Here is a 25,490-nt window from a genome sequence, read left to right as displayed (position 1 = left end):
ATGTCACAAAACATACTTTCGTTATCGTGGCATTTCAGCGACAAGCCGCGCCGCCGCGGGCTTTTACGCTGCACCGCAGCAAGCTTCGATGCCTTTAAAGCGACATTATTTCGCAAGACAGAAAACTATTTACTTTCGTTTTACTTTCGTATTTGACTTTTCGAAATTTAGTATTTATGCTTTCTCCAACAAACACTTTACTGAGCTCTCATGACTACCCTTCTTCAGCGTGACATTCAAACCTGGCGCGACATCGGCGGCCTGCACACGGCCGAGGAAATCGCCCACCAGCCGGCCATCTGGCGCGCGCTGGCCAGCATTTTGCACAATGAACAAGCAGCCCTGGCCGCCTTCCTCGGCGACACACTGTCGAATCCGCAGCAACGCGTCATCCTGACGGGCGCCGGCAGCTCGGCGTATGTGGGCGAGATCGTCGTCGATACCCTGAATGCGGCCTGGCCGGCGCAAATCCGCGCCATCGCCACCACAACCTTGCTGACGCACCATGAGCTGTACCTGGAAGCAGACGCGCCCACCCTGCTCGTCTCGTTTGCCCGCAGCGGCGACAGCCCGGAAAGCCTGGCGGCAGTAGAACTGCTGCGCCAGGTCGTGCCCGGCGCGCGCTTCCTGAACATCACCTGCAACGCGGACGGCAAGCTGGCGCGCCAGGGCGCCAACGACAGCAATACGTATAACCTGCTGATGCCGGAAGGCAGCTGCGACCGCGGCTTCGCCATGACCAGCAGTTTCAGCAGCATGCTGCTGGCGGCCCTGTCGGTGCTTGGCAAGGACACGGATCTGAATCGCCTGGAGACCATGGCCGGCCTCGGCGAGCAAGCCTTGCGCGACTGGTCGGCGCCCGTGGCGGACCTGGGATCAACGCCCGTGCAACGCGTCGTCTACCTGGGCAGCGGTCCGCTGGAAGCGCTGGCCAAGGAAGCGGCATTGAAGATCCTGGAATTGACGGGCGGCCGGGTGATGGCGATGGCGAATACGCCGCTGGGCTTCCGCCACGGCCCGAAATCGGCCGTCACCACGGAATCGCTGGTAATCCTGCTGCTCAGCAGCAAGCCCCTGGCGCGCCAATACGAAGACGACCTATTGAAAGAGCTGCAGCGCGACAGCGTGGCGCAGCGCTGCCTGACGGTGGGCATCGGCAGCGACTTATCTGCCGATGCGCCGGCCTGGCCCGACGCCTGGCTGGCTTCGCTGTGGCTGCTAATGGCGCAGCAATATGCGCTGCACCAGTCCGCGCTGCTGCAACTGCGCCCCGACAATCCATTCGCCGGCGGCATCGTCAACCGTGTCGTGCAGGGCGTCACCATCTATGGCCATGACCAATTCTAAACACACAGCCGGCTACCACGGCATCGACATCGGCGGCAGCAAGATGGAGCTGGTCGCCTTTGCCGACCACGATGGCGCGCTGGCGGAAGTGTTCCGCGAACGGGTAGCCACGCCGGGCGACGATTTTGCCGCCTTCGTGCAAGCCATCGTCGACCTGGTGGCGCGCGGCGACGCCGCCCTGGGCACGACGGCGCCCGTCGGCATCGGCTTGCCCGGCGTGATCGACAGCGCCACTGGCCGCCAGCTCAGCTCCAACGTGCCGGCCCTGAACGGCCGCCTGGTGGCGCAAACCCTGCAGCAGGCCTTAAAACGTCCTGTCGCCATCGGCAACGATTGCCAGTGCTTCGCCCTGTCGGAAGCGCAGGGCGGCGCGGCCGACAATGCCGCCAGCATGTTCGGCGCCATTCTCGGCACGGGCGCAGGCGGCGGCTATTGCGTGGGCGGCCAGCTGCTGCGCGGCTTTAACGGCGTGGCCGGCGAATGGGGCCACTGGAGCCTGCCCGCCACCCTGCTGGCGCAGCACGGCCTGGCCGATTACGACTGCCCGTGCGGCAAGGCGGGCTGCCTGGAGCGCTATGTCTCCGGCCCCGCCATGCGCAAAATCCACGCCCACTTTGGCGGCGACGGCGCAGAGCCTTTGGCGATCGTGGCGCGCGCCAACATGGGCGACGCCGTGGCCCAGCGCACGGTGGCCGTGCACCTCGATGTGCTGGGCCACGCGCTGGCCGGCCTGGTGCTGGCCTACGACCCGCACGTCATCGTGCTCGGCGGCGGCTTGTCCAAGCTGCCGCACCTGTACGACAAGCTGCCGGCCGCCGTCAAGCGCCATCTGTTCCCCGGCGTGCACGTGCCGCCGATACTGCCGCCCCGCTTTGGCGATGCCGGCGGCGCGCGCGGCGCGGCCCTTTTGATACGACAACATACAAAGGCGTCAACATGATGAAGCAAGCGGAAAACCCGACTTTTACCCTGTCCCCGATCCAGCAAGTGATCAAGGCGCACCGCCGCGGCGAGCGCGTGGGACTGTACGCCGTCTGCTGCAGCCACCCGAGCGTGCTGCGCGCCGCCATGCGCGTGGCCAGCGAGTACGACACTGTGCTGCTGGTCGAGGCGACGTCGAACCAGGTCGACCAGTTCGGCGGCTACACGGGCATGACCCCGGCCGTTTTCCGCGACACCATGCTGGCACTGGCCCGCGAACAGGGTTTCCCCGCCAGCCGCCTCGTACTGGGCGGCGACCATCTGGGCCCGAACGCCTGGCAGCATCTCGATGCGGCCACCGCCATGGACCACGCCGAAACCCTGATCGCCGCGTATGCGGCCGCCGGCTTCCATAAAATCCACCTCGATTGCAGCATGCGCTGTGCCGACGACCCTTTGCAACTCGACGATGAAACCGTGGCCGCCCGTTCGGCGCGCCTGTGCATCGTCGCCGAAGCGGCGGCGGCCGCCGCCGGATTCGCGCCGCCCGTCTACGTGATCGGTACGGAAGTGCCGGTTCCCGGCGGCGAAGCGTCGCTGGCGCAGGCCGGCGCCGTCACCAGCCCGCAAGCGGCGCGCCGCACGCTCGACGTGCACCGCCGCGCCTTCCTTGATAACGAGCTGCATGGCGCCTGGCGCCGCGTCATCGCCATGGTGGTGCAGCCCGGCGTCGATTTCGACCAGAGCAGCATCCAGCATTACGACGCGGACGCCGCCACCGAGCTGTCGGCCTTTGTCGCCGAGCAGCCTGGCCTCGTGTTCGAAGCCCATTCCACCGACTACCAGCGCGAGTCCGCCCTGCACGCCATGGTGCGCGACCATTTCGCCATCCTGAAAGTGGGCCCTGCCGCCACCTTCGCCCTGCGCGAAGCGCTGTTCGCGCTGTGCCAGATCGAGGAAGAACTGCTGCCGGCGCACGCCACCTCGCAGCTGATGCAAGTGCTCGACGACGTGATGGTGGCCAAGCCGAAGAACTGGATCAAGCATTACCTGGGCACGCCGGACGAGCAGCGATTGATGCGCCGCTACGGCTTGAGCGACCGTTGCCGCTATTACTGGGGCGAACCGGAAGTGGCGGCCGCCGTCGGCAAGCTGCTGGCCAACCTGGACACCGTGGCGATTCCGCTGCCGCTGTTGAGCCAGCATTTGCCGGAGCAGTACCTGGCCGTGGTGCAGGGCAGCCTGCCAGCGCAGGCGCCGGCCTTGATCGAGCACAAAATCGGCAGCTTGCTGGCGCAATATGCGCGCGCCTGCAACCGCAATGCGGCAGTCCCCGTCATTGCCGAAGCGGCAATCTGTTAAGCTCGGTATTTTCATTTTTTACTGAGCCCGCCACCATGCGAAATACCAGCCAACGCCGTGAATCCATCCTCCAAATGCTTGCCCAGCAGGGCTCGGTGCAGGTGACCGATCTGGTGGAAAAGCTCGGCGTGTCCGCGGTCACCATCCGCAGCGACTTGAATGCGCTGGAAGCGCAAGGCATGGCCACGCGCAGCCACGGTGGCGCGACCCTGACGCGCACGCCGCCGCCTGAACACACGATACGCCAGAAGGACGCCATCAACCACGAGCAGAAGGAGCGCATCGGCGCCTATGCTGCGCGGCTGGTGGAACCGGGCGACAACATCATCATCGACTCGGGCACCACCACCATCTCGCTGGCGCGCCATTTGCGCGACGCGACCGGCGTGACGGTGGCGACGAATGGCCTGAACATCGCGTGGGAACTGGCCGACGCGCCCGGCGTGGACCTGATCCTGACGGGTGGCCTGCTGCGCAAGCAGTCGCTGTCGATCCAGGGCAGCCAGGCGGAAACCTGTTTGCAGGCGTACAGCTTCGACAAGCTGTTTCTGGGCGTGGACGGTTTCGACCTGCAGTTTGGCGTGACCACCCATCACGAAGCGGAAGCAAGCCTGAACCACAAGATGGTGGAACGGGCCAAGAAAATCATCGTCCTCACGGACGCCTCCAAGTTCGGCCGCGTCAGCCTGCACCGCATCGTGCAGCTGGACCGGGTCGATACCGTCATCACCGATGCCAGCATCAGCCAGGAGTACCGCGAAGGGCTGCAAAAGCTGGGCATCGAACTTTTTATAGCGGAATAACACATGCTGAGCGGCAGAATCCTTACCCCATCTGGCTGGATCACGGGCACCATTACCTTTGACCAGCGCATCGTCCAGATACAAGAAGACCCTGCCGCCGACAGCGCGCTGACCATTTTGCCCGGCTTTATCGACCTGCACGTGCATGGCGCGGCCGGCGTCGACATCATGGAAGGCGACGACGCGGGCGCCACCGTAGCGCAGGTACATGCGCGCCATGGCACCACGGCCCTGCTGGGCACCACCCTGACGGCGAAAGAGCCGTCGATCCTGCACGCCCTGCAAGGCCTGGCCGGCGTCATCGCCGAGCGCCCGGCCAACGGCGCGCGCATGCTGGGCGTGCACCTGGAAGGCCCATTTTTGAACCTGCACCGCCTGGGCGCACAGCCGCCCGACGTGGTGCAGGCCAGCCTGGCGCTGGTGCAGCGCTTTCACGCCATCGCCCCCATCAAGGTGCTGACCATGGCGCCGGAAATCCCCGGCCACCTGGAACTGATCCCGCAACTGGCGGCGATGGGCATCCGCGTGCAGATCGGCCACAGCGCAGGCACGTATGACGAAGGCGTGGCGGCGCTGAACGCCGGCGTCTCCGGTTTTACCCACCTGTACAACGGCATGACGGGCATGACGCATTACGACCCGGGCATGGTGGGCGCGGCGCTGGCGCATGCCGAATACGCGGAAATCATCCCCGACCTGCAGCACGTGGCCAAGGGCGCCCTGCGCGCGGCCCTGCGCGCCATCCCGCGCCTGTACGGCGTGACGGACGCCACCTCGGCCACCGGCATGCCGGACGGCGAATACGGCCTGGGCACGCAGCGCGTCTACAAATGCCTGGGCTGCGTGCGCCTGGCAACGGGCTCGCTGGCCGGCAGCGTGCTGACCATGGACCAGGCCCTGCGCAATTTCGTCGAGCTGGGCCTGGACCTGGCCGACGCCTCGAACCGCTTGTCGCTGTACCCGGCCGACTACCTGGGCGAATCCGAACGGGGCCGCCTGGCACCGGGTGCCTGGGCCGATATCGTCGTCCTCGATTCCACACTACAGCCAGTGTCCGTCTTCGTCGAAGGCGCGGCCATCGATCTTTCCACCCGCTAGATTCAGCCTCCAGATCCATCCCCCAACCTCAACCTCAACCCCGTCCCGGAGTTACCATGCACGACACGTCACACAAGGCCCCCGTGTGGGCCATGCGCTACCTGCTATTTATTGCCGGCATGGGGGGATTGCTGTACGGCATAGACATCGGCATCATCGCCGGCGCCCTGCCCTACCTGGAATCGACGGCCTCGGTGGCCTGGAAACTGACGGCCCAACAGCTGAGCTTTATCGTCGCCGCCGTGCTCCTGGGTTCAGTCCTGTCTTCGCTGTTCGCCGGCGCCCTGGCCGACCTGCTGGGCCGGCGCTGGGTGATGTTCCTGGCCGGCGCCCTGTTCAGCGCCAGCATCCCGCTGATCGCCCTGGCCGACGGCTACACGCCGCTGCTGCTGGGCCGTCTGCTGCAAGGCATCAGCGGCGGCTTGATCGGCGTCGTCGTGCCCTTGTACCTGGCCGAATGCCTGCCCGCGCAACAGCGTGGACGCGGCGCCGCCCTGTTCCAGCTGCTGCTGACCATCGGCCTGGTGGCCGCCGCTCTGATCGGTCTGCTGCAGGCGCAGACGGTGGAAACGGCCACGCAGGCGGCGCAAGCGTTGCCGGAAGCGGGCCGCATCGCCGCCATCTTCGCCGCCAAGGACCATGCGTGGCGCAGCATCTTCTGGGTCTGCCTGACGCCGGGCCTGGTGTTTACCGTCGGCGCCCTGCTGCTGGCAGAGTCGCCGCGCTGGCTGGCGCAACGGGGCCGCATCGAGCAGGCGCGCCAGTCGCTGCTGCGCACGCGTTTGCCCGCCGCCGCCGACATCGAACTGCGCGAGATGCAGGACACGCCGGAAAATACGGCCAAGGCGAGCGGCAAGGCGAAAGATCCGCTGCTGAGCCGCCGCTATGTGCTGCCCTTCCTGCTCGCTTGCCTGATCCTCGCCTGCACGCAGGCGACGGGCATCAATTCCATCCTCGCCTATGTCGTCAATATCCTGAACCAGGCGGGCCTGTCGGGCGCCTCGGCCAACATGGCCGACGTGCTGTTGAAGGTGCTGAACGCCGTAATGACGGTGGTGGCCGTGCTGCTGGTGGACCGCAAGGGCCGCAAGTTCCTGCTGATGCTGGGCACGGGCGGCATCGTCGTCTCGCTGCTGGCGGCCGGCTTGCTGTTCCGCGGCGCCGAAGCGCACCTGGCCGACGTGCGCCCCGCCATCGCGGCGCAAGTGCAAGCGGACGGCCTGTCCCTGCGCCTCGACGCGGCTACCTTGACGGCCTTGGGCGCGGCGGCCGACGGCACGCCGCAGCAGCTGACCATCGCCTACGCCTACGGCCCGTTCACCAACGTGAAAAGCTTGCGCAGCGACGATCCCGTGCTGCGCCAGGTGACCATCGCCCGCGAAGACGCCGTGCAGGCCGACAGCGTGATCGGCGTGTTCTTCCGCAAGCTGCACCTCAATCCGTTCGCCGACCCGGCCGCCGGGCGCGAGGCGCCGCTGCGCATCGAGAAGGCCAGCCTGGGCCCCGTGCCCTCGTCCACGCATGGCTGGCTGGTGGCCATCGCCATCTGCGTGTTCGTTTCCAGCTTTGCCGTGGGACCGGGCGTGTGCGTGTGGCTGGCCCTGTCCGAGCTGATGCCGACGCGTATCCGCTCAAACGGCATGAGCATCGCCCTGCTGGTCAACCAGTTCGTCTCGACAGTGATCGCCGCCATCTTCCTGCCAACGGTGGGTTTGCACGGCTATTCGACCCTGTTCTTCTTTGGCGCCGGCTGCACGGTGCTGTACTTCCTGGCAGCAGCCTTCCTGCTGCCGGAAACGAAGGGCAAGACTTTGGAAGAAATTGAAGCGCACTTTGCCAAGTAAGCCAAAGTAACCAACGGTAGCAGTCTCCTTTCCAGCCCCGGTCCACATCCGGGGCTGTTTTTTTGCCTACTGGACAAGTTGTCAGGGCTGACGCGCATGGCACCGTACGGTTTTCCTTCTGGAATCACGGGCGTGTGGGCTAGAATCTGGCTGCGTCGTGCTACTCACGAGGCGGCAATGGCGCCATGACAAAAACCACTAGGAGACACAGTGAGCTTATTTAGAACCAAGAATTTGGATGACATGATTGCCCACAGCAAGAAGCCAGGAGGACTGGCCAAGGTGCTGGGGCCCTTCGACCTTGTCCTCATGGGCATTGGCGCCATCGTCGGCACGGGCATTTTCGTGCTCACCGGCACGGGCGCGCTGACGGCCGGCCCCGCCCTGTCGCTGTCATTTGTCGTGGCGGCCGTCGCCTGCTGCTTCGCCGCCCTGTGCTACGCGGAATTCGCTTCCACCGTGCCCGTGGCAGGCTCCATCTACACGTACAGCTATGCCACCCTGGGCGAGCTGGCCGCTTGGATGATAGGCTGGGACTTGCTGCTCGAATACGGCCTGGCCGCTGCCGCCGTCTCCGTCGGCTGGTCCGGCTATTTCCAGTCGCTGCTGTCGGGCTTTGGCATCGCCCTGCCCGTGGCCCTGACTGCCGCACCGGGTGCGCTGCCCGGCGTGACCACCTTCATCAACCTGCCGGCCCTGGTCATCATGCTGGCCCTGACGGCCATGCTGGGCTGGGGCGTGCGCGAATCGGCGCGCCTGAACAACATCATGGTTGCCATCAAGGTGGGCGTGGTGCTGCTGTTCATCATCTTCGGCGCGCGCCACGTGCAGCCAGCCAACTGGCAGCCTTACATGCCGTTCGGCTACCACGGCATGCTGAGCGCCGCCGCCCTCGTCTTCTTCGCCTTCATCGGCTTTGACGCCGTCACCTCGGCCGCCGAGGAAGTCAAGAAGCCGTCGCGCGACCTGCCGATCGGCATCATCGGTTCGCTGGCCGTGTGCGCCGTGCTGTACGTGGTCGTCTCGGCCATCATGACGGGCATCGTGCCGTACCAGAAATTCCTCGGCGTCGACCATCCCGTCTCGCTGGCCCTGCAATATGCGGGCGAAAACTGGATCGCCGGCTTCGTCGACCTGGGCGCCATCCTCGGCATGACCACCGTGATCCTCGTGATGGCCTTCGGCCAGACGCGCATCATCTTCGCCATGTCGCGCGACGGCTTGCTGCCCAAGCGCCTGTCGACCGTGCACCCGCGCTTCCACACGCCATTCTTCGCCACCTGGCTGGTCGGCATCGTCTTCGGCCTGATCGCCGCCGTGATCCCGCTCAACATCCTCGCTGAACTGATCAACATCGGCACCCTGGCCGCCTTCACCATGGTGTCGATTGCCGTGGTGGTGCTGCGCAAGAAGCGCCCGGATCTGCCACGCGCCTTCCGCTGCCCCGGCGTGCCGTACGTGCCGGCGCTGGCCGTGATCCTGTGCGTGGGCCTGATGACCTTCCTCAGCTGGGTCACCTGGGTGGCCTTTACCATCTGGCTGGTGATCGGCCTGGTCATCTACTTCGGCTACGCGCGCCGCCGTTCGCTGCTGCACCCGCCGCAGTAAAAAATCCCCTGCAGCGACATATCCTGTCGCTGCCGCAGTTAAGATGGCGGTCTCGCAACCACCGCAGGCCGCCATCCATGCAACGTTCCCCCGACCTCATCGCACAACTGGACCAGAGCACGGACCAGCTCAAACGCGCGCGCCTGCGCAACATGCAGTGGCTGGCGGCCGGCTTGCTGCTGCTGGCCGCACTGGTCTTCGCCGTGGCCCGCTCGCAACGGGGCGGCCACCCCGCCTGGGGCTATGTGGAGGCATTCGCCGAAGCGTCCATGGTGGGGGCGATCGCCGACTGGTTCGCCGTCGTGGCCCTGTTCCGCCACCCTTTGGGCATCCCCCTGTGGCATACGGCCATCATCCCGAACAGCAAGGCGGACATCGGCCGCAGCCTGGGCGCCTTCGTGGAAAATCATTTCATTACCGAGCAAGGCATCGCCGAGCGCATCGCGCAAGCCGATCCCGCCGCGCGCCTGGGCGCCTGGCTCAGTGACGAGGTCCACGCGCGGCAACTGGGCATGGCCAGCGCCAGTGTTGCCAGACAGCTGCTGGCGATGGCCGACCACGACAAACTGGGACGCCTGCTGCGTGTACAGGCCAGCAGCTACCTGGGCCAGCTGAATCTGTCGGACGTGGCGGCCGACTGCATCGATGCGCTGATCGCCGACGGCAAGCCGCAGGAACTGCAGGACTTCATGCTCGACCGCAGCGCCGCCTACCTGGACGACGAGGCGCACCATGCCGCCATCGGCGATTTCGTGCTGGGCGCCTTCCAGATCGAGAACGCGCTGGTGAAAAAGGCCGTGAAAGCATATGAACCGCGCATGATCGCCTCGCTGCAAAAATTCGCCCTCGCCGTGCGCCTCGATCCAGACCACCCGCTGCGTCAGCGCATCGCCGGCTGGATCGCCGACAGCGCCCTGCACCTGAAGGCCGACCCGCAATGGCAAGAAACGGTGCGCCGCTACCAGTTGCAGCTGATCGCCAGCGATACGGTGCAAGCCATGCTGGGCGACGTCTGGAAGCACCTCAGCACGCGCCTGCTGACCGACCTGCACGCGGACCAGCCCTTGCTGGCGCAAGCCATCGCCAGTCTGGCACGCAACACGGGCAAGGTGCTGGAAACGGACAAAGCAGCGCGGGCATGGCTGAACGACGCCATCGTCGCCGGCAGCGGCTCGCTGGTGCGCCGCTACCGGGGGGAGGTGGGCGCCTTCATCGCCGCCCGCCTGGACTTGTGGAGCAAGGATGAAATGAGCGAGCGCATCGAACTGGCCATCGGGCGAGACCTGCAATTCATCCGCATCAACGGCACCATCGTGGGCGGCCTTGCCGGCTTGCTGATTTACGCCGCCAGCCACGCGTTTTAAGCGCGTTAATCTCCCCTTCACCAGCGCGGCACGGCGCTGGGCGGCGCCGCATGCGAGGGAAAATGCGGCAGCACTTCCTGCGCCAGTTCCTGCAGCACCTCCGCGGCCGGGCGCCGGCCATGCTGGATGCCCAGCGCCGCATGGTTGACGCCCGCTTCGCGCCATTCACCGAGCAAGTCGATCAAGCCCTTGCGCCCAGTGCGCAGCACATAGCCGCTGCGAACTAGCGTGCGCGGGTAATCGGGGTCGTCCACCAGGTCCAGCCACTCATTGCACATATGCGGGCGAAAGCCGCCATCCGGTATGCACTGGCGCCAGGCGCGGATCTTTTCCGCCAGGCGGCACGGCCCGTCCCGCGTATCCGTCGCTTCCGGATACGTCAGCCAGCCGTCCGCGTGGCGCCCTATCCACTCCAGCGCCTGGCCCGACGAGCTGGTGACGACCAGGGGAATGCTGCCCGCCACGGGCTTGGGCAGCAGTTCGAGGCCCTCGATGCTGCCCAGTGGACCTTTGACGCTGGCGGGGCCGGCGCGCAGTAACTGGCGAAACATATGCACGGCCTGCGCATAACGCTCGCCGCGCGTGGCGTACGGCACGCCATACGCGGGAAACTCGCTGGCGCGGTCGCCCGACGCCGTGCCCAGCACCAGGCGCCCGCCGGACAATTGGTCGATGCTGGCAGCCGCCTTGGCCAGGTCGATGGGGTGGCGCAGGGTAAAGATGGCGCTGCCCGTGGCCAGGGCCAGCGAGTCCGTGCACGCTGCCAGATACGCCAGGTAGGTCCACGGGTCGAACAGCTGGCCCGCATCGCCGAAGCGCGGGTCGAACAGGGGAATGTCGCGCACCCAGGCGGCGGCAAAGCCTTGCCTGTCCATGGCAGCGACCAGCTCGGCCTGGCCGGCCAGCGCCTGCATGTCGCCCTGGTAAAAGCGCAGGGGCAGATAAATGCCGAGGGTGAGCGCGCCGGGCGCGAACATGCGGCGGTAGCCGGCATGGTGGGAAAACGCGTGCGAGGACGCGCCACTGGTATCGATCGTCATATTGTTCCTTGAAGTTGCTCAGGCGCCCGTGGCGGGCGTGGGCAGCGTGATGCCCAGCTGGACGGCCGGACGTGCCGCCACGCGGGCGTACCAGGCGCCCACGTGGGGCCATTCATCGAGCTTGAAGCCGATCAGGTCGGCGATATGCAGCCAGCCAAAGCTGGCGATGTCGGCGATGGAATAAGCGTCGCCGGCCAGGTAGGCGTGGTTCGCCAGGCGGCCATCCATGGTGGCCAGCGCGGCGTCGCTCAATTGCCGAAAGTGCGCCGTGGCGGCGACATTCGCGCCCGCTTCCGCAATCTCGAAATGCACGCGCTGGCCCAGCATCGGCCCCATGCTGGCCGCGTGGAATTGCAGCCAGGTGATGGCGGCCCAGCGCTGCGCGGGAGCCTTCGGCAGCAGCCGCCCCGTCTTCTCGGCCAGGTACAGCAGGATGGCGGCCGATTCAAACACGGTGATGCCCGTGTCGTGGTCGACCAGCACCGGAATGCGCCCGTGCGGATTGAGGACCAGGAAAGCGGGCAGCCGGTGTTCGCCCTGCTCAATGCGCACATGGCGCAACTGATAGGGCAAGCCCAGTTCGGCCAGCGCAATCGTGGCTTTGAAACCGTTCGGCGAGCTGTCGGTGTAGAGTTCCATCATGGCGCCGCCTCCTGGCGCGCAGCCTTGCCGGGCAGGATGGCGATGGCGCACGCCAGGCCCGCCGCCACCAGACAGGCGGAAACGAGGATGGCGCTGCTGTAGCCTTGCGCGGCCGTGCCGCCGCCGGCAAGCACGGCGATGCTGACCGCCACGCCCACGGCCAGGCCAACGGCCGAGCCGACTTCCTGCGTGGTCGTCAGCATGCCGCCGGCCAGGCCATGGTCCGCTTCCGGCACGCCATCGATGCCGGCCACGGTCCAGGCGGGAAACGCCAGGCCATAGCCGATGCCGGCCAGTACGGTGCCAGGCAGGATGGAGACGGCCCACGACGCCAGCGTGGCCAGCGACGCGCCCAGCATGGCCAGGCCGCCGATGAACAGCAGCATGCCGCCGACGATGACGGGCTTGGTGCCGCAGCGGGCGATCAGTGCCGGCCCGGCCCACGCGCTGGCCAGGGTAAAGGCGACGGCCATCGGCAACAGTCCCAGTCCCGTGCGCGTGGCGGAAAACGCCAGCACTTCCTGCATGGCCAGCGCCACGACGACAAAGGTGGGGCCCAGGGCCGTATTGGCCAGCAGGGAGACGATATTCGCGCCGCCCGTGGAGCGGCGCCGGAAGACGGCCAGCGGCATCAGCGGCGCAGCCACGCGTCCCTCCACCCACACGAACAGGGCCAACAAGGCCAGCGCCAGCGCGATCAGGGCAAAGGTGAACGGATGCGCCAGTCCCACATGCTCGCTATTGGCAAAGGCAAACACCAGCGTCGCCGCGCCCGACGCCACCAGCAGCGCGCCCCAAACGTCGAGCGTGCCGGCAGCCGCAGCGGTATCCGCATCGGGTCGCCCCAGTGGCAAGGCCGGCGACAGGGCCAGCACCAGCAAGCCGACGGGCACATTGATCCACAGCACCCAGCGCCAGCCCAGCAGGTCCGTGATGAAGCCGCCCAGGATCAGGCCCGCGACAAAGCCGCTGGCCGCCACGGCCGTCCAGGCACCGAGCGCCCGGTTGCGCCGGGCCGGTTCGGGAAACACGGCCAGCAGCAGCGAGAACGCAGCCGGCGAAAACATGGCGGCGCCAAAGCCCTGCAGCGCGCGCGTGGCCACCAACATGGCCGGGCTATGCGAAAAGCCGCCCGCCAGGGAAGCGGCCGTAAACAGCAGCAACCCCGTGACGAAGACGCGGCGGCGGCCAAACAGGTCGGCCGCGCGCCCGCCCAGCAGCAGGAAGCCGGCGATGGCCACGCCATACGCATTGATCACCCACTGCAGGCCGCCGGGCGTAAAGCCCAGGCTGTGCTGAATTTGCGGCAAGGGGATCATGGTGATGGAAAAATCGAGCAAGGCAACGAATTGCGTGGTGCATAGCAGGATCAGGCAAATTTGCCGATGTGAAAGTAGCATGGATATCCTATCGATATAGTTTTACTCGACGTCAAAAGAACGCCGTATGCCCCTATAATGCGTTCTCCAAGAGCGAAACAGAAACGATGATTTTTCGCGCTTAACTATAGAAAAACTATATCGATGAAACATCCTTTACCACTCCAGGCGCTGCGCGCCTTTGTCGAAGTGGGCCAGCGCGGCAGCATCAAGGCGGCCGCCGAGGCGCTGCACGTGACGTCGGGCGCCGTCAGCCAGCAAATCCGCCTGCTCGAAGATCGGGTCGGCATGCCCCTGTTTACGCGCGAACGCCAGGGCCTGCGCCTGACCGAGGCGGGCGCCAGGGTCCACCCCGCCCTGCTGGGCGCCTTCGCGCAGATCGCCGGTGCCAGCCAGGCGCTGGAAGACATGGGCGCCCGCCAGACGCTGACCGTCAGCACGGTCGCCACGTTTGCCGCCGCATGGCTGGTGCCGAGGCTGGGCCGCTTCAACCAGCGCCATCCGCAGATCGAGGTGCGCGTGGAAGCGACGTCGGCCCTCGTCGACCTGCGCCGCGACCGGGTCGACGTGGCCTTGCGCCACGGCCTGGGCGACTATCCGGGCTTGCAGGTGACGCGATTGATGGCGCCCGTGCTGGTGCCCGTCGCCAGCCCCGCCCTGATGGCGGGCCAGCCGCCCATCGCCACGCCGGGCGATTGCCTGCGCTACCCGCTGCTGCACGATACGGACCGCGCCGACTGGTCCCTGTGGCTGGCCGCGCATGGCGCGCCGGACGACAGAGAGGATGCGGCGCGGGCGCTGCGCGGCTCGGCCTTCGAAGATGATTTTCTGTTGATACGCGCGGCCGAGGCGGGCCAGGGCCTGGCCCTGGTGCCGCAGCTGTACGCGCAGGAGGAGATCGCCGCCGGGCGCCTGGTGCAAGTGCTGGACTTGCCCTGGCCCGCGCGCTTTGCCTACTACCTGGTAGCGCGGCCCGACGCAGCCACGCGCCCCGCCGTGCAGGCATTCATGACCTGGATCTGCGAGGAAGCGCAGGAAGCGCAGGAAGCGCGCTAGAACACATGGCCGTCGGCCGCGCACGACACCACGCCGCACATGGTGGTAAACAGCACCGGCACGCCGGCGCGTCCCGTGGCGATGCAGGCTGCGGCCGGCACCACGGCCAGCAACAGGGCCAGGTAGCCGAGCGCCTTCAGGCGCCGCCCGGACGAACGACGCACGCCCCCGGCTGCCTCGCGTAAATAGCCTCTGGCCGCCTCTTCGCTGCCGCTTGCCGACATTTTCGTATGCATGTCCATCTCCTCCATCCATAGTGACCGGTCTTGCTTCACCGCATTTTGCTACATAAATTTGCCAAATACAATAAATAAATTCATGAATAAATTGCTTTTTCTTCTTTCATCACACAAAACAATGGAATCACAATATTCGATTAAATCATTTTTATTCGCACTTGCCATCAGGCGGCAAGCCACATGGGCACGCATCCGGCCAAACTTGATGTAGATCATAATTTTTTGAACAAGCTCTTGCTACCCTGTAAAAAAATGACAGGAGCACCGGATGAGCAAGACGCAGCCGAGCGACGCGCAGCACAACGTGGAACATGAGCGCCTGGGTAGCGCCTGGCAAGGCGTACCGGCGCCCGGTTATCCGGAAAGCGCACCGGAAGGCGCCACCCTCGACCTGCTGCTGAACGCCTGGCTGGGCAAGTTCACGGGCGGTATTTCGCCAGCCGCGCTGGGCAACGCGTATGCCGACTGGCTCAGCCACCTGGCGCTGGCGCCATCGAAGCAGCAAACCCTGCAGCAGGAAGCGTGGAAGAAGATCGGCCGCTGGCAGCAATATGCATTGCAATCAGCCCTGACTGGCGGCGCCACCGAGCCGTGCATCGCGCCGCTGCCGCAGGACCGGCGTTTCGACGATCCTGCCTGGCAGCGCTGGCCCTACAACCTCGTCTACCAGGGCTTTTTGCTGCAGCAGCAATGGTGGCACCGCGCCACCACGGGCGTGCGCGGCGTCTCGCCGCACCATGAGGATGTCGTCACCTTCACCGTGCGCCAGTGGCTAGACATGCTGGCGCCGTCGAACTTCCTGCTGACCAATCCCGTGGTGCAGCAAGCGACCTTCGAGAGCGGCGGCGCCAGCCTGGCGCGCGGCATGGTTCACGCGGCCGACGACTGGCAGCGCGCCGCCATGGGCGCTGGCGCGGCCGGCGAAGCAGCGTTCAAGGTGGGCGGGAACGTGGCCGTCACGCCGGGCAAGGTGGTCTACCGCAATGACTTGATCGAATTGATACAGTACGCGCCCGCGACGGCCAAGGTGCATGCCACGCCCCTGCTGTTCGTGCCTGCCTGGATCATGAAGTTCTATATTCTCGACCTGTCGCCGCACAATTCGCTGGTGCGCTACCTGGTGGGGCAAGGCCACACGGTGTTCATGATTTCCTGGAAAAACCCGCAGGAGGAAGACCGCGAGCTGTCGCTGGAAGACTACCGCCAGCTGGGCGTGATGGACGCGCTCGACGCCGTTGTCCGCCTCACGGGCGCGCCGCAAGTGCACGCGGTGGGCTACTGCCTGGGTGGCACCCTGCTGGCGATCGCCGCCGCGACGATGGCGCGCGACGGCGATGCGCGCTTGGCCAGCCTCACCATGCTGGCCTCGCAGGTGGACTTCAAGGAGCCGGGCGAACTGTCGCTGTTCATCGACGACAGCCAGGTCAGCTTCCTGGAAGCGGCCATGTGGAAGCAGGGCTACCTCGATACGAAGCAGATGGCGGGCGCCTTCCAGCTGCTGCGCTCGAACGACTTGATCTGGTCGCGCCGGTTGAACCACTATCTGCTGGGACGCGATGAACAGGACAGCGACCTGATGGCCTGGAACGGCGACGCCACGCGCATGCCCTGCCGCATGCACTCGGAATACCTGCGCCGTCTGTTCCTGCACAACGACCTGGCCGAAGGCCGCTACCGCACGGCGGGCCGCCACATCGCCCTGCCCGACATCGCTGCTCCCATCTTCGCCGTCGGCACCCTGACGGATCACGTGGCGCCGTGGCGCTCCGTGTATAAACTGCAGCTGCTGACCGACACGGACGTTACCTTCTTGCTCACCTCGGGCGGCCACAATGCGGGCGTCGTTTCGCCGCCGGGCCAGCCGCGCCGCAGCTACCAGCTGGCCACGCACCGCCAAGACGCGCCCTATATCGACGCGGACAGCTGGCAGCGCGACGTACCGCACCACGACGGTTCGTGGTGGCCCGCCTGGCAAGCCTGGCTGGCAGAACGCACGGACGCGCAAGTGGCACCGCCTGCCATGGAGCCCGACCTGGGCGACGCGCCGGGCAGCTACGTGCTGCAAACCTGATAACCGACAACCGAGGAAAACGCCATGCCCTACACCACCCTGCTGGTCCACGTCGACAATTCCCGCCACTGCGCCCAGCGCATCCGCCTGGCCGTGCGCCTGGCCGTCACCGACGGCGCTCACCTGATCGGGTCGGCCATGAGCGGCATCTCGCGCTACGCGTATGGTGGCGGCGTCAACGCGCTGCAGTTTGCGCCGGCGCAGATGCAGGCGCTGTGCACCCAGGCCAGCGAGGCCTTGCACGACTTCGAGCGCATCGCCCGCGAAGAAGGCCTGGGCAGTTACGAGACGCGCTTCGTCGACGACGACGCGCAAGGCGCGCTGCTGCTGCAGGCGCGCTATTGCGACTTGCTGATCCTGGGCCAGACGGATGCGCAGGATACGCCCTCGCGCGTCATCGCCGGCACGGCCGAATACCTGATGCTCCACTGCGGCCGGCCCGTGCTGATGGTGCCGCACGCGCCAGCGGCCACGCTATCGGATACCGCGCAGCACCCGCTGCTGGCCTGGAACGGCAGCGCCGAAGCGCTGCGCGCCATCACCGATGCGCTGCCGCTGCTGCAAGGGGCGCGGCAAGTGACCCTGGCCGTCGTCAATTCGCACGCCCAACCGGCCCATGGCGAGCAGCCGGGCGCCGACCTGGCCCTGTACCTGGCGCGCCACGGCGTCAACGTCGAGGTGCTGCAGCACGACACGCCGCCGGGCCAGGATGTGGGCGCGGCCCTGCTGGCCATGGCCGCGCAGCGCCAATGCGACCTGGTCGTGATGGGCTGCTACGGCCACATGCGCCTGCGCGAAGCGCTGCTGGGCGGCGTCACGCGCACGGTGCTGCAGGAGATGACGTTGCCGGTGCTGGTGTCGCATTAGCGCGCAGGCGGGTCCTTCACCCACCCCTCATCTGCCCCTCATCGGTACTTCATGCGCGGCGGCGACACTGGCCATGTCCCCGTCACAGCAAGGAGTACCGCATGAACAGCATCACCGATGCCATCCCCCATTTCCACGCCCGCCGGCGCCTGCTGTCCGGCATGGGCGCGATGGCGGCCCTGGCCGCCTGCGGCGGCGGCAGCGTGCCGCACGCCGCAAAGGTAATCGACCGGCAGATCGGCGTCGCCCCTGGCGTCAGCCTGCATGTGCGCGACTGGCCATCGGCAGGCGGCGACAGCGATGACGTGATCGTGCTGCTGGCCGGCCTGGGCGCCAATGCGCACGCCTTCGACAGCCTGGCCCCCGCGCTGGCGCGCCGCCACCGCGTGCTGGCCATCACGCGGCGCGGCTATGGCGCATCAGGCAAGCCGCTGCCCGCAAACGACGCCAACGATATGACGTATGCCCCCGCCACCCTGGTGGCCGACCTGCTGGCCGTGCTGGACGCACTGAAGGTTCAACGCATCATTCTGGCCGGCCATTCCATCGCCGGCAACGAGCTGACCCTGTTCACCGGCAACCACCCGCGGCGCGTGCGGGGACTCGTCTATCTGGACACGACCTTCGATTACCTGGCCAGCGGCGGCTATGAGGCACCGGAACCCACGCCCTTCGACGAACCGCCGCCCGGCCCGACCGACCTGGCATCGGTGGAGGCCTCGATCGCCTATGCCAGGCGGATCAACAAGCACTGGTGGCCCGCGCTGGAAGCGAACTGGCGCGACGCCCTGGAAGTGCTGCCCGGCGGCGCCGTGCAACCGAATACCCCGCCCGCCATCGCCACGGCCATGGACATGGCCGCGCACAATTTTTCGCCCGACTACCGCCGCGTGCGCGCGCCAGCGCTCGTCATCACCGTCGATCCGGGCACCTTGCGCAACCTGTTTCCCTGGCTGCTGCAAGCAGATCCCGCCACCCGGGCCGCCGCGCAAGCGCTGCTGGACTTTATCCGCCCGCTGCGCCTGGCCGACGGCGAGCGCCTGGCCGCCGCCCTGCCCGGCAGCCGCCACCTGGTGCTACGCGACGGCTTCCACAGCGATTTCTTCATCGAGTACGAGAACACGGTGGTCGACGCCATCGAGGCCATGCGCCGGGAAGGTCTACAATAGGCATGCAGTTGCCCGCCGCGCCGTGAGCACTCGATCCCGGCGCGCTCTTCGCCGTTTCCCTTACATCAAGGAGTACCCGCATGAGCCAGCAAGCCACGATCATCCTCGTCCACGGTTTCTGGGGCGGCGCCGCCCACTGGAGCCGCGTCATTGTCGAATTGCGGCGCCAGGGCCACACAGCCATCCGCGCCGTCGAACTGCCGTTGACGTCATTGGCCGACGACGCCGAGCGCACGCGCAAGATGGTGGCCCAGGTGCATGGTCCGGTATTGCTGGTGGGACACTCCTATGGGGGCGCCGTCATCAGCGTGGCCGGCAATGCACCGAATGTGGTCGGCCTCGTGTACATCGCCGCCTTCGCCCCCGACGCGGGCGAAAGCCCGGGCAGCATCACGCAGGAACACCCGCCCCTGGGCGCGGCCAGCCTGGAAGGCGACAGCGATGGCTATCTGTGGGTCAAGCCCGAGCAATACCATGACAGCTTTTGCCAGGACCTCGATGCGGAAGAAGGCGCCGTGCTGGGCGTGGTGCAGAAAGCGCCGCTGGCCAGCACCTTCGGCGACACCGTCAGCGACCCGGCCTGGAAGCATAAACCCAGCTGGTACCAGATTTCCACTGCCGACCGCATGATTTCCCCCGTCAACCAGGAGCGCATGGCGGCGCGCCTCGGCGCAAGAAAAGTCATCACCCTGAACGCCAGTCACGCCTCGCTGGCCTCGCGTCCCGTGGAAGTGGCGGCGCTGATACTGGAAGCGGCGGGCGCGGTGGCGGGCGGCTAAGCCTGCCGACTACAACCACCCTTCGCGCTTCAGGCGCCGGTGCAGCCAGTAGCAGCCGGCGATGATGACGACGATCACGGCCGGATAGCTGCCGCGCCACTTCAGTTCCGGCATGAATTCGAAATTCATGCCGTACAGGCTGAAGACCATGGTGGGCACGGCCAGGATGGCGGCCCAGGCGGCCAGGCGCTTGACGACTTCGTTCTGGCGGATCGAAATCTGCCCCAGCGCCACCTGCATGGCCGAATTGACCAGTTCGCGCATCTGCCCCGCCGTGTGCGTGACCCGTTTGACGTGGTCGAGAATGTCGCGGTAATAGATGCGGTTTTCCTTGGGCACGATATCGCCATGGAAGCGGATCAGCTGGGTGCAGATGTCGTGCAGCGGGTTGACGGCCGCATCGAGCTTGAGCAGTTCCGTCTTGAGCTGGTAAAAATCCTGCAGCTTGTCCTCACTCAAACTGGGCTTGAACAGCTGCAGTTCATAGTGCTGAAACTTCGCCTGCAAATGGTCGATGCAGGGTTGGTACTGGTCGACGATGAAATCGATGATGGAATACAGCACGTAGCCAGGGCCGCTGGCCAGTTTCTCGGGCACGCTTTCCTTGCGTTCGCGCAACTTCGCATAGCCGGCCGAGGGGCCGTGGCGCACCGTGATGATGAAGCGGGGGCCGAGAAAGACGTGGGTTTCGCCGTAGACGATGGCCTCGCCGTCCAGCGTGGCCGTGTGCACCACCATGAACAGGGTGTCGCCGTACTCTTCCAGCTTGGGCCGCTCGTGCGCGCCCTGCGCATCCTCGACGGCCAGTTCGTGCAAGCCAAAGGCCGATTGCAGCGCCTGCATGGCCGTGACGTCGGGGCTGGCCATGCCGATCCAGACGAAACAATCGGGGTCGCCGAGAAAGTCGCCCACCTTGTCGATGTCGAAATGGGCGATCTTCTTGCCATCGCGATACGCTTCGCAATTGACGACGGCGGCGTGGGTACTCAGGTCCATGGTGATTTTCGGCTAAGGGCGGCAATATCGGGGGGCCAGTATAGCGGAAAGAGCATGATTTCCCTGCCAACGGAGCTGCCGCATTGACATTCAGGCACGTCAATGTAAAATGAGAACCATTCGCATTCAAGAAGAGCCTGCACTTGCCAGCCGCCTGGGGGAACTTCAGCGCCAACCTGGAGTGTATCGTGACGTCTGCCGTATCCCCCGCCGCCGATCCTGTCGCACTGCTGTATGGCCAGCACCATCCGTGGCTGCTGCGCTGGCTGCGCGGCAAATTGTCCTGTACCGATCACGCGGCCGACCTGGCGCAGGATACCTTCGTCAAGCTGCTGGCCACGCCCGGCGAACGTGCCGTCACCCTGCGCGAGCCGCGCGCCTACCTGACCACCGTGGCGCGCCGCCTGCTGATCGACCACTACCGCCGCCAGTCGCTGGAGCAGGCCTGGCTGGCCACGCTGGCGCAACTGCCCGCTCCCACCGTGCCGTCGGTGGAGGACCGCTTGCTGATCCTGGAAACCCTGCACCAGATCGACACCATGCTCGACGGCCTGGGCGCGAAGGTGCGCACGGCCTTCCTGCTGTCGCAGCTGGAAGGCTTGGCGTATGCGGACATCGCCGCGCGCCTGAACGTCAGCGAGCGCACCGTCAAGCGCTACATGGTGCAGGCGTTCGAACAATGCATCCTGCTGCTGGCCTGACATGAGCGCGACTCTCGATGCGCACGCCGCGCGCGAAGCGGCGCACTGGATGATGCGCCTGCAAGGCGGCGAACTGGACGCTGCCGCGCAACAGGGGCTGGCCCGCTGGCGCGCCGCCCACCCCGACCATGAAGCGGCGTGGCAGCGAGCCGAGCAGGTGTGCCGTACCTTCGGCATGCTGCCTCCGCCGCTGGCCATGCCTGTGCTCGACCGCCCGGCCGCTGCGCCGCGCCGCGCCATCCTGAAGACCCTGACCGTGCTGATCGTCGCCGGGCCGACTGGCTGGGCCATGCTGCGCGTGACGCCATGGCAGGCATGGACAGCCGACCTGCGCACGGCCACGGGAGAAATCCGCCATTTCCCCTTGGCCGACGGCAGCGAGCTGAGCCTGAACACGGCCAGCGCCGCCGACATCATCTTCGGCGCCGCCCTGCGCCTGGTGCACCTGCGCGGCGGAGAGATGCACGTGGCGACCAGCCCCGATCCCCTGCGGCGTCCCTTCATCGTGCGCACCAGCAACGGCAGCATCCGCGCCCTCGGCACGCGCTTCACGGTGCGCCAGGAAGACAGCTTGCCGGACGCGCGCACCCACGTGGCCGTCTCGCAGGGCGCCGTGGAAGTGCGGCCTACTGAAGGCAGGCCCGTCATCGTGCAGGCGGGCTGGCAAGCCAGTTTCGACGAGGCGGCTGCCAGCGCGCCGCAGCCGCTGGCGCCCCATGCGGACGCCTGGACCAGGGGCTTGCTGTATGCGGACGACACGCCGCTGGCCGATGTGCTGGCGCAACTGGCCCGCTACCGCCACGGCGTCGTGCGTTGCGATCCCGCCGTGGCGCGGCTGCGCGTGTCGGGCGTGTACCAATTGCATGATACGGATCAATTATTATCACTATTGCAAGCCTCGCTGCCCATCCGCGTGCGGCGCCACAGCCGCTGGTGGATTTCCGTCGAACCCGCATAAATATTCTTTAAAAAAATGTCCCTTTCGCGCATGTGCCCCGTCAATCCAGGCAAGACCAACACATGAACGAAGGGAAACAAGCAATGAAGCACTACCGCAACACCAGCATGACCCTGGCCCTGCTCGGCAGCCTGGCCCTGAGCGCGTCCGCCTTCGCCCAGCAGCATCAGCAAGTGTCCGCACGCCACTACCAGCTGGCTCCCGGCCCCCTCAGTACCGCCCTGTCCGCGTTTGCGGCCGACGCGGGCGTCAGTATTTCCGGCGCCGCCAGCCTGTACGCGGGCTTGCACAGCCGGGGCTTGCATGGCAGTTACCAGGTGGCCGACGGCTTCGCCCGCCTGCTCGATGGCAGCGGCCTGGTCGCCGTCGACCAGGGCGGCGGCCATTACGCCGTGCGCAAGCTGCCTTCCGCCGCCGAGGCAACCACCCTGCCCGGCATCGCCGTGCGCGCCACGGCCGAGCGCAGCACCAGCACGGAGGGCACGGGTTCGTACACGACGCCGGCCACGGCCAGCGCCACGGGACTGGTGCTGTCCTTGCGCGAAACGCCGCAATCGGTCAGCGTCATCACGCGCCAGCGCATGGACGACCAGGACTTGCTGACGGTGCGCGACGTGCTGCGCAACACGCCCGGCATCGCCGTCAACCAGTTCGACACGGAACGCAGCACCTTTTCCGCGCGCGGCTTCGACGTCGACAACTTCCAGTACGACGGCGTGCCCACCACCTATAAGGTGCAGTATTCGGGCGGCGAATCGGAAATGGATTCGCTCATTTACGACCGCGTGGAAGTGACGCGCGGCGCCACGGGATTGCTGACGGGCGCCGGCTACCCGTCAGCCTCGATCAACCTGGTGCGCAAGCGGGCCAGCGCCAGGCAATTCGAAGGGCAATGGTCGCTGGCGGCCGGCTCGTGGAGCGATTACCGGGGCACCGTCGACCTGGCCACGCCGCTGAACGCGGACGGCTCCGTGCGCGGCCGGGTGGCGGGCGCCTGGCAGGACCGCAAGTCGTTTACCAATGGTTATTCGAACCAGCGCCAGCTCGCCTACGCCACCGTCGAGGCGGACCTGGCGCCCGGCACGGTGGCGACGCTGGGCGCCAGCTACCAGCAGAACGATCCGAAAGGCAGCAACTGGGGCGGCTTCCCCCTGTGGTACAGCGACGGTACGCGCACCAATTTCGACCGTTCCGTCACGACGGCGCCCCGCTGGGCCGCCTGGGCCACGGAACAGACGAACGTGCACGCCACCGTGGAACACGCGCTGGGCCAGGGCTGGAAGGCGCAGGCGCAGGCCATGTACAGCAAGCACACGGAAGACACGCCGCTGGTGTTCCTGGCCGAACGGCCGGATCGCATCACGGGTCTCGGCATGCTCGGCTATCCGAACCGCTACATCGGCGCGCGCGAGCAGAGCAGCGCGGACGTGAAGCTGTCTGGCCTGTTCACCCTGGGCGGACGCCAGCATGAAGTCATCGTCGGCGCCAATTACACGCTGCAACACGCCGAGTTCAGCGTCAAGGAAGCGCTCGACCCTGAACCGATCGGCAACTTCCTCGCCTGGGACGGCAGCTACCCGCAGCCGGCCTGGGGCGAACTCGTGCTGTCGGAAAAATACACGACCAGGCAATACGGTGCCTACGGCGCGGCGCGCCTGAATCTTGCCGACAGCATTAAATTGATCCTCGGCGGGCGCCTGACGCGCTGGGACAAGGACCGTATCGGCTATGACGGCAGCGCCCGCTTTGCCTTCGCCAAAAGCAAGTTCGTGCCGTATGCAGGCGTGGTGGTGGACCTGAACGACACGTATTCGATGTATGCCAGCTACACGGACATCTTCCGCCCACAGGAAAACCAGGACCGCACGGGCGCCTGGCTGGACCCGCTGACAGGGCGAAGCATGGAAATGGGCTTGAAGGGAGAACTGGCCGAAGGCCGGGCCAACGCTGCCATCGGCATCTTTGAAATCAGGCAGGACAAGCTGGCCCAGCCGGACGGCGCCCACCGCGTGCCCGGCACCACCACGCAAGCGTATTATGCGGCGCGCGGCGCCACCAGCCGCGGCATCGAGGGGGAATTGTCGGGCAGCGTGGCGCCGGGCTGGAACGTGACGGCCAGCGCCAGCCACTTCCGCGCCAGGGACCGCGAGCAGCAGGATATCAACACCCTCTCGCCCCGCTCGACGGCGCGCTTGTTTGCCACCTGGAAGGTACAACCCGACCTCACCGTGGGCGGCGGCGTCAACTGGCAAAGCAAGTTCTACTTTGACGACGAAGGGCCGAACGGCAAGGAAAGAGTGACGCAGGAGGCCTACAGCACGGCGAGCCTGATGGCCACGTACCAGCTGACGCGCCAGCTGACGGCCCAGCTGAACGTGGAAAACATCCTCGACAAGAAGTACATCAACATCAATACCTATGCACAAGGCACGTATGGCATGCCGCGCAGCGTGCGGGGGACCTTGACGTACCGGTTCTGAACCTTGGTACCGGAGCGCAGGCGAAGCGCACCGGTACCGGCGTTTTTCATGGCAAGAGAATGACAGCGCGCCACGTGACAATTCGTGAATTTTCCTTATGGAAATGTCCGTAGAATCACGGCGCGCCACGGCACGCCCTGCCGGCATCACTGATGCCTACTATGAAAAAAATCATTATCACTATTCTTGCAACCATGCTCTCCGCCTGTGGCGGCGGTGGAGGTGGTGGCGATACCGCACCTGCGCCATCGGTCATCGCGGCCATCAGCAGCGGTACATTGGACGGCAAGTGGAAGTGTGCAACTGGCTCGCAAACGCTGGGGAAAATTGCCGCCGGCGCCGGCGATACCTTGCAGATATCGGGCCTCGCCTACTACCCTTACCTGGGGGCATCGGCACAAACGCTATCCTTAAACCAGGGCATCATCACTGGCCCTGATACCGCGCATTATGGCGGCGCCGGCAATTTTGCCAGCCAATTGATCAACGACCGCATCTATCCGGTGATCCATCTTGCCGACAAAATCGGCTATGCCGGCATCTATAGCACGCAAGATGCGCCGATTGGACGAGGCCGGGAATTCCGCCTGAATGCCAGCGGCAACCTGGTGGTAAAAGATTACGCAGTAAAATTCCTGTATGACACGGTCTTCTCGGATGCCAGCGGCAAGGCCGCGAACCTGGACATTACCGAAACGACTTGTACGAAAGCGTAGTACGCCCGCCCCTGCAAGCAACCCGGCAAGGCGCTGACTGCCTTGCCGCT

General features: G+C 66.1%; 22 protein-coding genes. 17 read left to right on the top strand and 5 right to left on the bottom strand.

The genetic code is table 11. The features are described 5' to 3' along the window. Nucleotides 1–210: 210 nt before the first annotated feature. The 8 genes from AC3IQ7_RS14580 (at nt 211) to AC3IQ7_RS14545 (ending at nt 10,347) form a co-directional block, all read left to right on the top strand. Nucleotides 211–1,347, top strand: coding sequence for an AgaS family sugar isomerase (locus AC3IQ7_RS14580; protein ID WP_489210346.1), 1,137 nt, complete (start codon nt 211–213; stop codon nt 1,345–1,347). Then, nucleotides 1,334–2,287, top strand: coding sequence for an ROK family protein (locus AC3IQ7_RS14575; RefSeq protein ID WP_489210344.1), 954 nt, complete (start codon nt 1,334–1,336; stop codon nt 2,285–2,287). Before AC3IQ7_RS14580 ends, AC3IQ7_RS14575 begins: the two co-directional genes overlap by 14 nt. Further along, a complete protein-coding gene (locus AC3IQ7_RS14570) occupies nt 2,287–3,630 on the top strand; it encodes a D-tagatose-bisphosphate aldolase, class II, non-catalytic subunit (RefSeq protein WP_489210449.1) in 1,344 nt (447 codons plus the stop codon). Before AC3IQ7_RS14575 ends, AC3IQ7_RS14570 begins: the two co-directional genes overlap by 1 nt. Before the next feature lie 35 nt (nt 3,631–3,665). Then, nucleotides 3,666–4,433, top strand: coding sequence for a DeoR family transcriptional regulator (locus tag AC3IQ7_RS14565; protein WP_034781637.1), 768 nt, complete (start codon nt 3,666–3,668; stop codon nt 4,431–4,433). A 3-nt stretch (nt 4,434–4,436) separates the two neighbouring features. Next, on the top strand, nt 4,437–5,531 hold the full coding sequence (locus tag AC3IQ7_RS14560; protein WP_099377009.1) for an N-acetylglucosamine-6-phosphate deacetylase: 1,095 nt from the start codon (nt 4,437–4,439) through the stop codon (nt 5,529–5,531). A 56-nt stretch (nt 5,532–5,587) separates the two neighbouring features. After that, nucleotides 5,588–7,375 carry an MFS transporter gene (locus AC3IQ7_RS14555; protein ID WP_489210341.1) on the top strand — a complete coding sequence of 596 codons (1,788 nt, stop codon included), beginning with the start codon at nt 5,588–5,590 and terminating at the stop codon, nt 7,373–7,375. Between the two features lie 210 nt (nt 7,376–7,585). Next, nucleotides 7,586–8,983, top strand: a complete 1,398-nt coding sequence (gene bcaP, locus AC3IQ7_RS14550) for a branched-chain amino acid transporter BcaP (protein ID WP_322427134.1) — start codon at nt 7,586–7,588, stop codon at nt 8,981–8,983. A gap of 77 nt (nt 8,984–9,060) precedes the next feature. Next, nucleotides 9,061–10,347 carry a DUF445 domain-containing protein gene (locus AC3IQ7_RS14545; RefSeq protein WP_489210339.1) on the top strand — a complete coding sequence of 429 codons (1,287 nt, stop codon included), beginning with the start codon at nt 9,061–9,063 and terminating at the stop codon, nt 10,345–10,347. A 17-nt stretch (nt 10,348–10,364) separates the two neighbouring features. On the opposite strand, the gene AC3IQ7_RS14540 is transcribed toward AC3IQ7_RS14545, so the two are convergent. The 3 genes from AC3IQ7_RS14540 to AC3IQ7_RS14530 are packed head-to-tail and all read right to left on the bottom strand — an operon-like array spanning nt 10,365 to nt 13,429. Beyond that, complete coding sequence (locus AC3IQ7_RS14540; RefSeq protein WP_489210337.1) at nt 10,365–11,387, bottom strand: LLM class oxidoreductase; 1,023 nt, start codon at nt 11,385–11,387, stop codon at nt 10,365–10,367. Between the two features lie 18 nt (nt 11,388–11,405). Beyond that, on the bottom strand, nt 11,406–12,029 hold the full coding sequence (locus tag AC3IQ7_RS14535) for a glutathione S-transferase family protein (RefSeq protein ID WP_489210335.1): 624 nt from the start codon (nt 12,027–12,029) through the stop codon (nt 11,406–11,408). Further along, on the bottom strand, nt 12,026–13,429 hold the full coding sequence (locus AC3IQ7_RS14530; protein WP_099377015.1) for an MFS transporter: 1,404 nt from the start codon (nt 13,427–13,429) through the stop codon (nt 12,026–12,028). The genes AC3IQ7_RS14535 and AC3IQ7_RS14530 overlap by 4 nt, the downstream gene beginning before the upstream one ends. 123 nt (nt 13,430–13,552) lie before the next feature. Here AC3IQ7_RS14530 and gcvA point away from each other — a divergent pair, with 123 nt between their 5' ends. Next, nucleotides 13,553–14,464: a transcriptional regulator GcvA gene (gene gcvA, locus AC3IQ7_RS14525; RefSeq protein ID WP_489210333.1), complete on the top strand. Its 912-nt coding sequence runs from the start codon at nt 13,553–13,555 to the stop codon at nt 14,462–14,464. Here the strand turns inward: gcvA and AC3IQ7_RS14520 are convergent. Next, nucleotides 14,461–14,700 (bottom strand): hypothetical protein, encoded by a 240-nt coding sequence (locus tag AC3IQ7_RS14520; protein WP_158301119.1) that lies wholly within the window; start codon nt 14,698–14,700, stop codon nt 14,461–14,463. The two genes, gcvA and AC3IQ7_RS14520, sit on opposite strands and share 4 nt — an antisense overlap. A 271-nt stretch (nt 14,701–14,971) precedes the next feature. On the opposite strand from AC3IQ7_RS14520, the gene AC3IQ7_RS14515 reads away from it, so the two are divergent. The 4 genes from AC3IQ7_RS14515 to AC3IQ7_RS14500 all read left to right on the top strand — a co-directional run bounded on the left by AC3IQ7_RS14515 (nt 14,972) and on the right by AC3IQ7_RS14500 (nt 19,589). Beyond that, nucleotides 14,972–16,774: a PHA/PHB synthase family protein gene (locus AC3IQ7_RS14515; RefSeq protein ID WP_489210330.1), complete on the top strand. Its 1,803-nt coding sequence runs from the start codon at nt 14,972–14,974 to the stop codon at nt 16,772–16,774. A gap of 24 nt (nt 16,775–16,798) precedes the next feature. Continuing rightward, entirely contained in the window at nt 16,799–17,641 is an 843-nt protein-coding gene (locus AC3IQ7_RS14510; protein ID WP_489210328.1) for a universal stress protein, read from the top strand. Nucleotides 17,642–17,742: 101 nt separating this feature from the next. After that, on the top strand, nt 17,743–18,810 hold the full coding sequence (locus AC3IQ7_RS14505; protein WP_489210326.1) for an alpha/beta fold hydrolase: 1,068 nt from the start codon (nt 17,743–17,745) through the stop codon (nt 18,808–18,810). A gap of 80 nt (nt 18,811–18,890) precedes the next feature. Continuing rightward, on the top strand, nt 18,891–19,589 hold the full coding sequence (locus AC3IQ7_RS14500) for an alpha/beta hydrolase (protein ID WP_322427140.1): 699 nt from the start codon (nt 18,891–18,893) through the stop codon (nt 19,587–19,589). A gap of 9 nt (nt 19,590–19,598) precedes the next feature. On the opposite strand, the gene AC3IQ7_RS14495 is transcribed toward AC3IQ7_RS14500, so the two are convergent. Then, nucleotides 19,599–20,585: a magnesium and cobalt transport protein CorA gene (locus AC3IQ7_RS14495; RefSeq protein ID WP_099377023.1), complete on the bottom strand. Its 987-nt coding sequence runs from the start codon at nt 20,583–20,585 to the stop codon at nt 19,599–19,601. 188 nt (nt 20,586–20,773) lie between these two features. On the opposite strand from AC3IQ7_RS14495, the gene AC3IQ7_RS14490 reads away from it, so the two are divergent. The 4 genes from AC3IQ7_RS14490 to AC3IQ7_RS14475 all read left to right on the top strand — a co-directional run bounded on the left by AC3IQ7_RS14490 (nt 20,774) and on the right by AC3IQ7_RS14475 (nt 25,440). Continuing rightward, a complete protein-coding gene (locus AC3IQ7_RS14490) occupies nt 20,774–21,286 on the top strand; it encodes a sigma-70 family RNA polymerase sigma factor (RefSeq protein ID WP_489210324.1) in 513 nt (170 codons plus the stop codon). Nucleotide 21,287: 1 nt separating this feature from the next. After that, complete coding sequence (locus AC3IQ7_RS14485) at nt 21,288–22,244, top strand: FecR domain-containing protein (protein ID WP_489210322.1); 957 nt, start codon at nt 21,288–21,290, stop codon at nt 22,242–22,244. 62 nt (nt 22,245–22,306) lie between these two features. Then, complete coding sequence (locus AC3IQ7_RS14480) at nt 22,307–24,724, top strand: TonB-dependent siderophore receptor (protein ID WP_489210320.1); 2,418 nt, start codon at nt 22,307–22,309, stop codon at nt 24,722–24,724. 161 nt (nt 24,725–24,885) lie between these two features. Next, nucleotides 24,886–25,440, top strand: a complete 555-nt coding sequence (locus AC3IQ7_RS14475) for a hypothetical protein (protein ID WP_489210319.1) — start codon at nt 24,886–24,888, stop codon at nt 25,438–25,440. The last annotated feature ends 50 nt before the right edge of the window (nt 25,441–25,490 follow it).

Source organism: Janthinobacterium sp. GL_088 (assembly GCF_057837845.1).
Note: the sequence above shows the minus strand (reverse complement) of the source record. Positions and strands in the feature narration are given on the sequence as shown.

Excerpts from the sequence above, each read along its gene's own strand:
- AC3IQ7_RS14580 (WP_489210346.1), top strand. The coding sequence starts at position 211 with ATGACTACCCTTCTTCAGCGTGACATTCAAACCTGGCGCGACATCGGC.
- AC3IQ7_RS14575 (WP_489210344.1), top strand. The coding sequence starts at position 1,334 with ATGACCAATTCTAAACACACAGCCGGCTACCACGGCATCGACATCGGC.
- AC3IQ7_RS14570 (WP_489210449.1), top strand. The coding sequence starts at position 2,287 with ATGAAGCAAGCGGAAAACCCGACTTTTACCCTGTCCCCGATCCAGCAA.
- AC3IQ7_RS14565 (WP_034781637.1), top strand. The coding sequence starts at position 3,666 with ATGCGAAATACCAGCCAACGCCGTGAATCCATCCTCCAAATGCTTGCC.
- AC3IQ7_RS14560 (WP_099377009.1), top strand. The coding sequence starts at position 4,437 with ATGCTGAGCGGCAGAATCCTTACCCCATCTGGCTGGATCACGGGCACC.
- AC3IQ7_RS14555 (WP_489210341.1), top strand. The coding sequence starts at position 5,588 with ATGCACGACACGTCACACAAGGCCCCCGTGTGGGCCATGCGCTACCTG.
- AC3IQ7_RS14545 (WP_489210339.1), top strand. The coding sequence starts at position 9,061 with ATGCAACGTTCCCCCGACCTCATCGCACAACTGGACCAGAGCACGGAC.
- AC3IQ7_RS14540 (WP_489210337.1), bottom strand. The coding sequence starts at position 11,387 with ATGACGATCGATACCAGTGGCGCGTCCTCGCACGCGTTTTCCCACCAT.
- AC3IQ7_RS14535 (WP_489210335.1), bottom strand. The coding sequence starts at position 12,029 with ATGATGGAACTCTACACCGACAGCTCGCCGAACGGTTTCAAAGCCACG.
- AC3IQ7_RS14530 (WP_099377015.1), bottom strand. The coding sequence starts at position 13,429 with ATGCTACTTTCACATCGGCAAATTTGCCTGATCCTGCTATGCACCACG.
- gcvA (WP_489210333.1), top strand. The coding sequence starts at position 13,553 with ATGAAACATCCTTTACCACTCCAGGCGCTGCGCGCCTTTGTCGAAGTG.
- AC3IQ7_RS14520 (WP_158301119.1), bottom strand. The coding sequence starts at position 14,700 with ATGCATACGAAAATGTCGGCAAGCGGCAGCGAAGAGGCGGCCAGAGGC.
- AC3IQ7_RS14515 (WP_489210330.1), top strand. The coding sequence starts at position 14,972 with ATGAGCAAGACGCAGCCGAGCGACGCGCAGCACAACGTGGAACATGAG.
- AC3IQ7_RS14510 (WP_489210328.1), top strand. The coding sequence starts at position 16,799 with ATGCCCTACACCACCCTGCTGGTCCACGTCGACAATTCCCGCCACTGC.
- AC3IQ7_RS14505 (WP_489210326.1), top strand. The coding sequence starts at position 17,743 with ATGAACAGCATCACCGATGCCATCCCCCATTTCCACGCCCGCCGGCGC.
- AC3IQ7_RS14500 (WP_322427140.1), top strand. The coding sequence starts at position 18,891 with ATGAGCCAGCAAGCCACGATCATCCTCGTCCACGGTTTCTGGGGCGGC.
- AC3IQ7_RS14495 (WP_099377023.1), bottom strand. The coding sequence starts at position 20,585 with ATGGACCTGAGTACCCACGCCGCCGTCGTCAATTGCGAAGCGTATCGC.
- AC3IQ7_RS14485 (WP_489210322.1), top strand. The coding sequence starts at position 21,288 with ATGAGCGCGACTCTCGATGCGCACGCCGCGCGCGAAGCGGCGCACTGG.
- AC3IQ7_RS14480 (WP_489210320.1), top strand. The coding sequence starts at position 22,307 with ATGAACGAAGGGAAACAAGCAATGAAGCACTACCGCAACACCAGCATG.
- AC3IQ7_RS14475 (WP_489210319.1), top strand. The coding sequence starts at position 24,886 with ATGAAAAAAATCATTATCACTATTCTTGCAACCATGCTCTCCGCCTGT.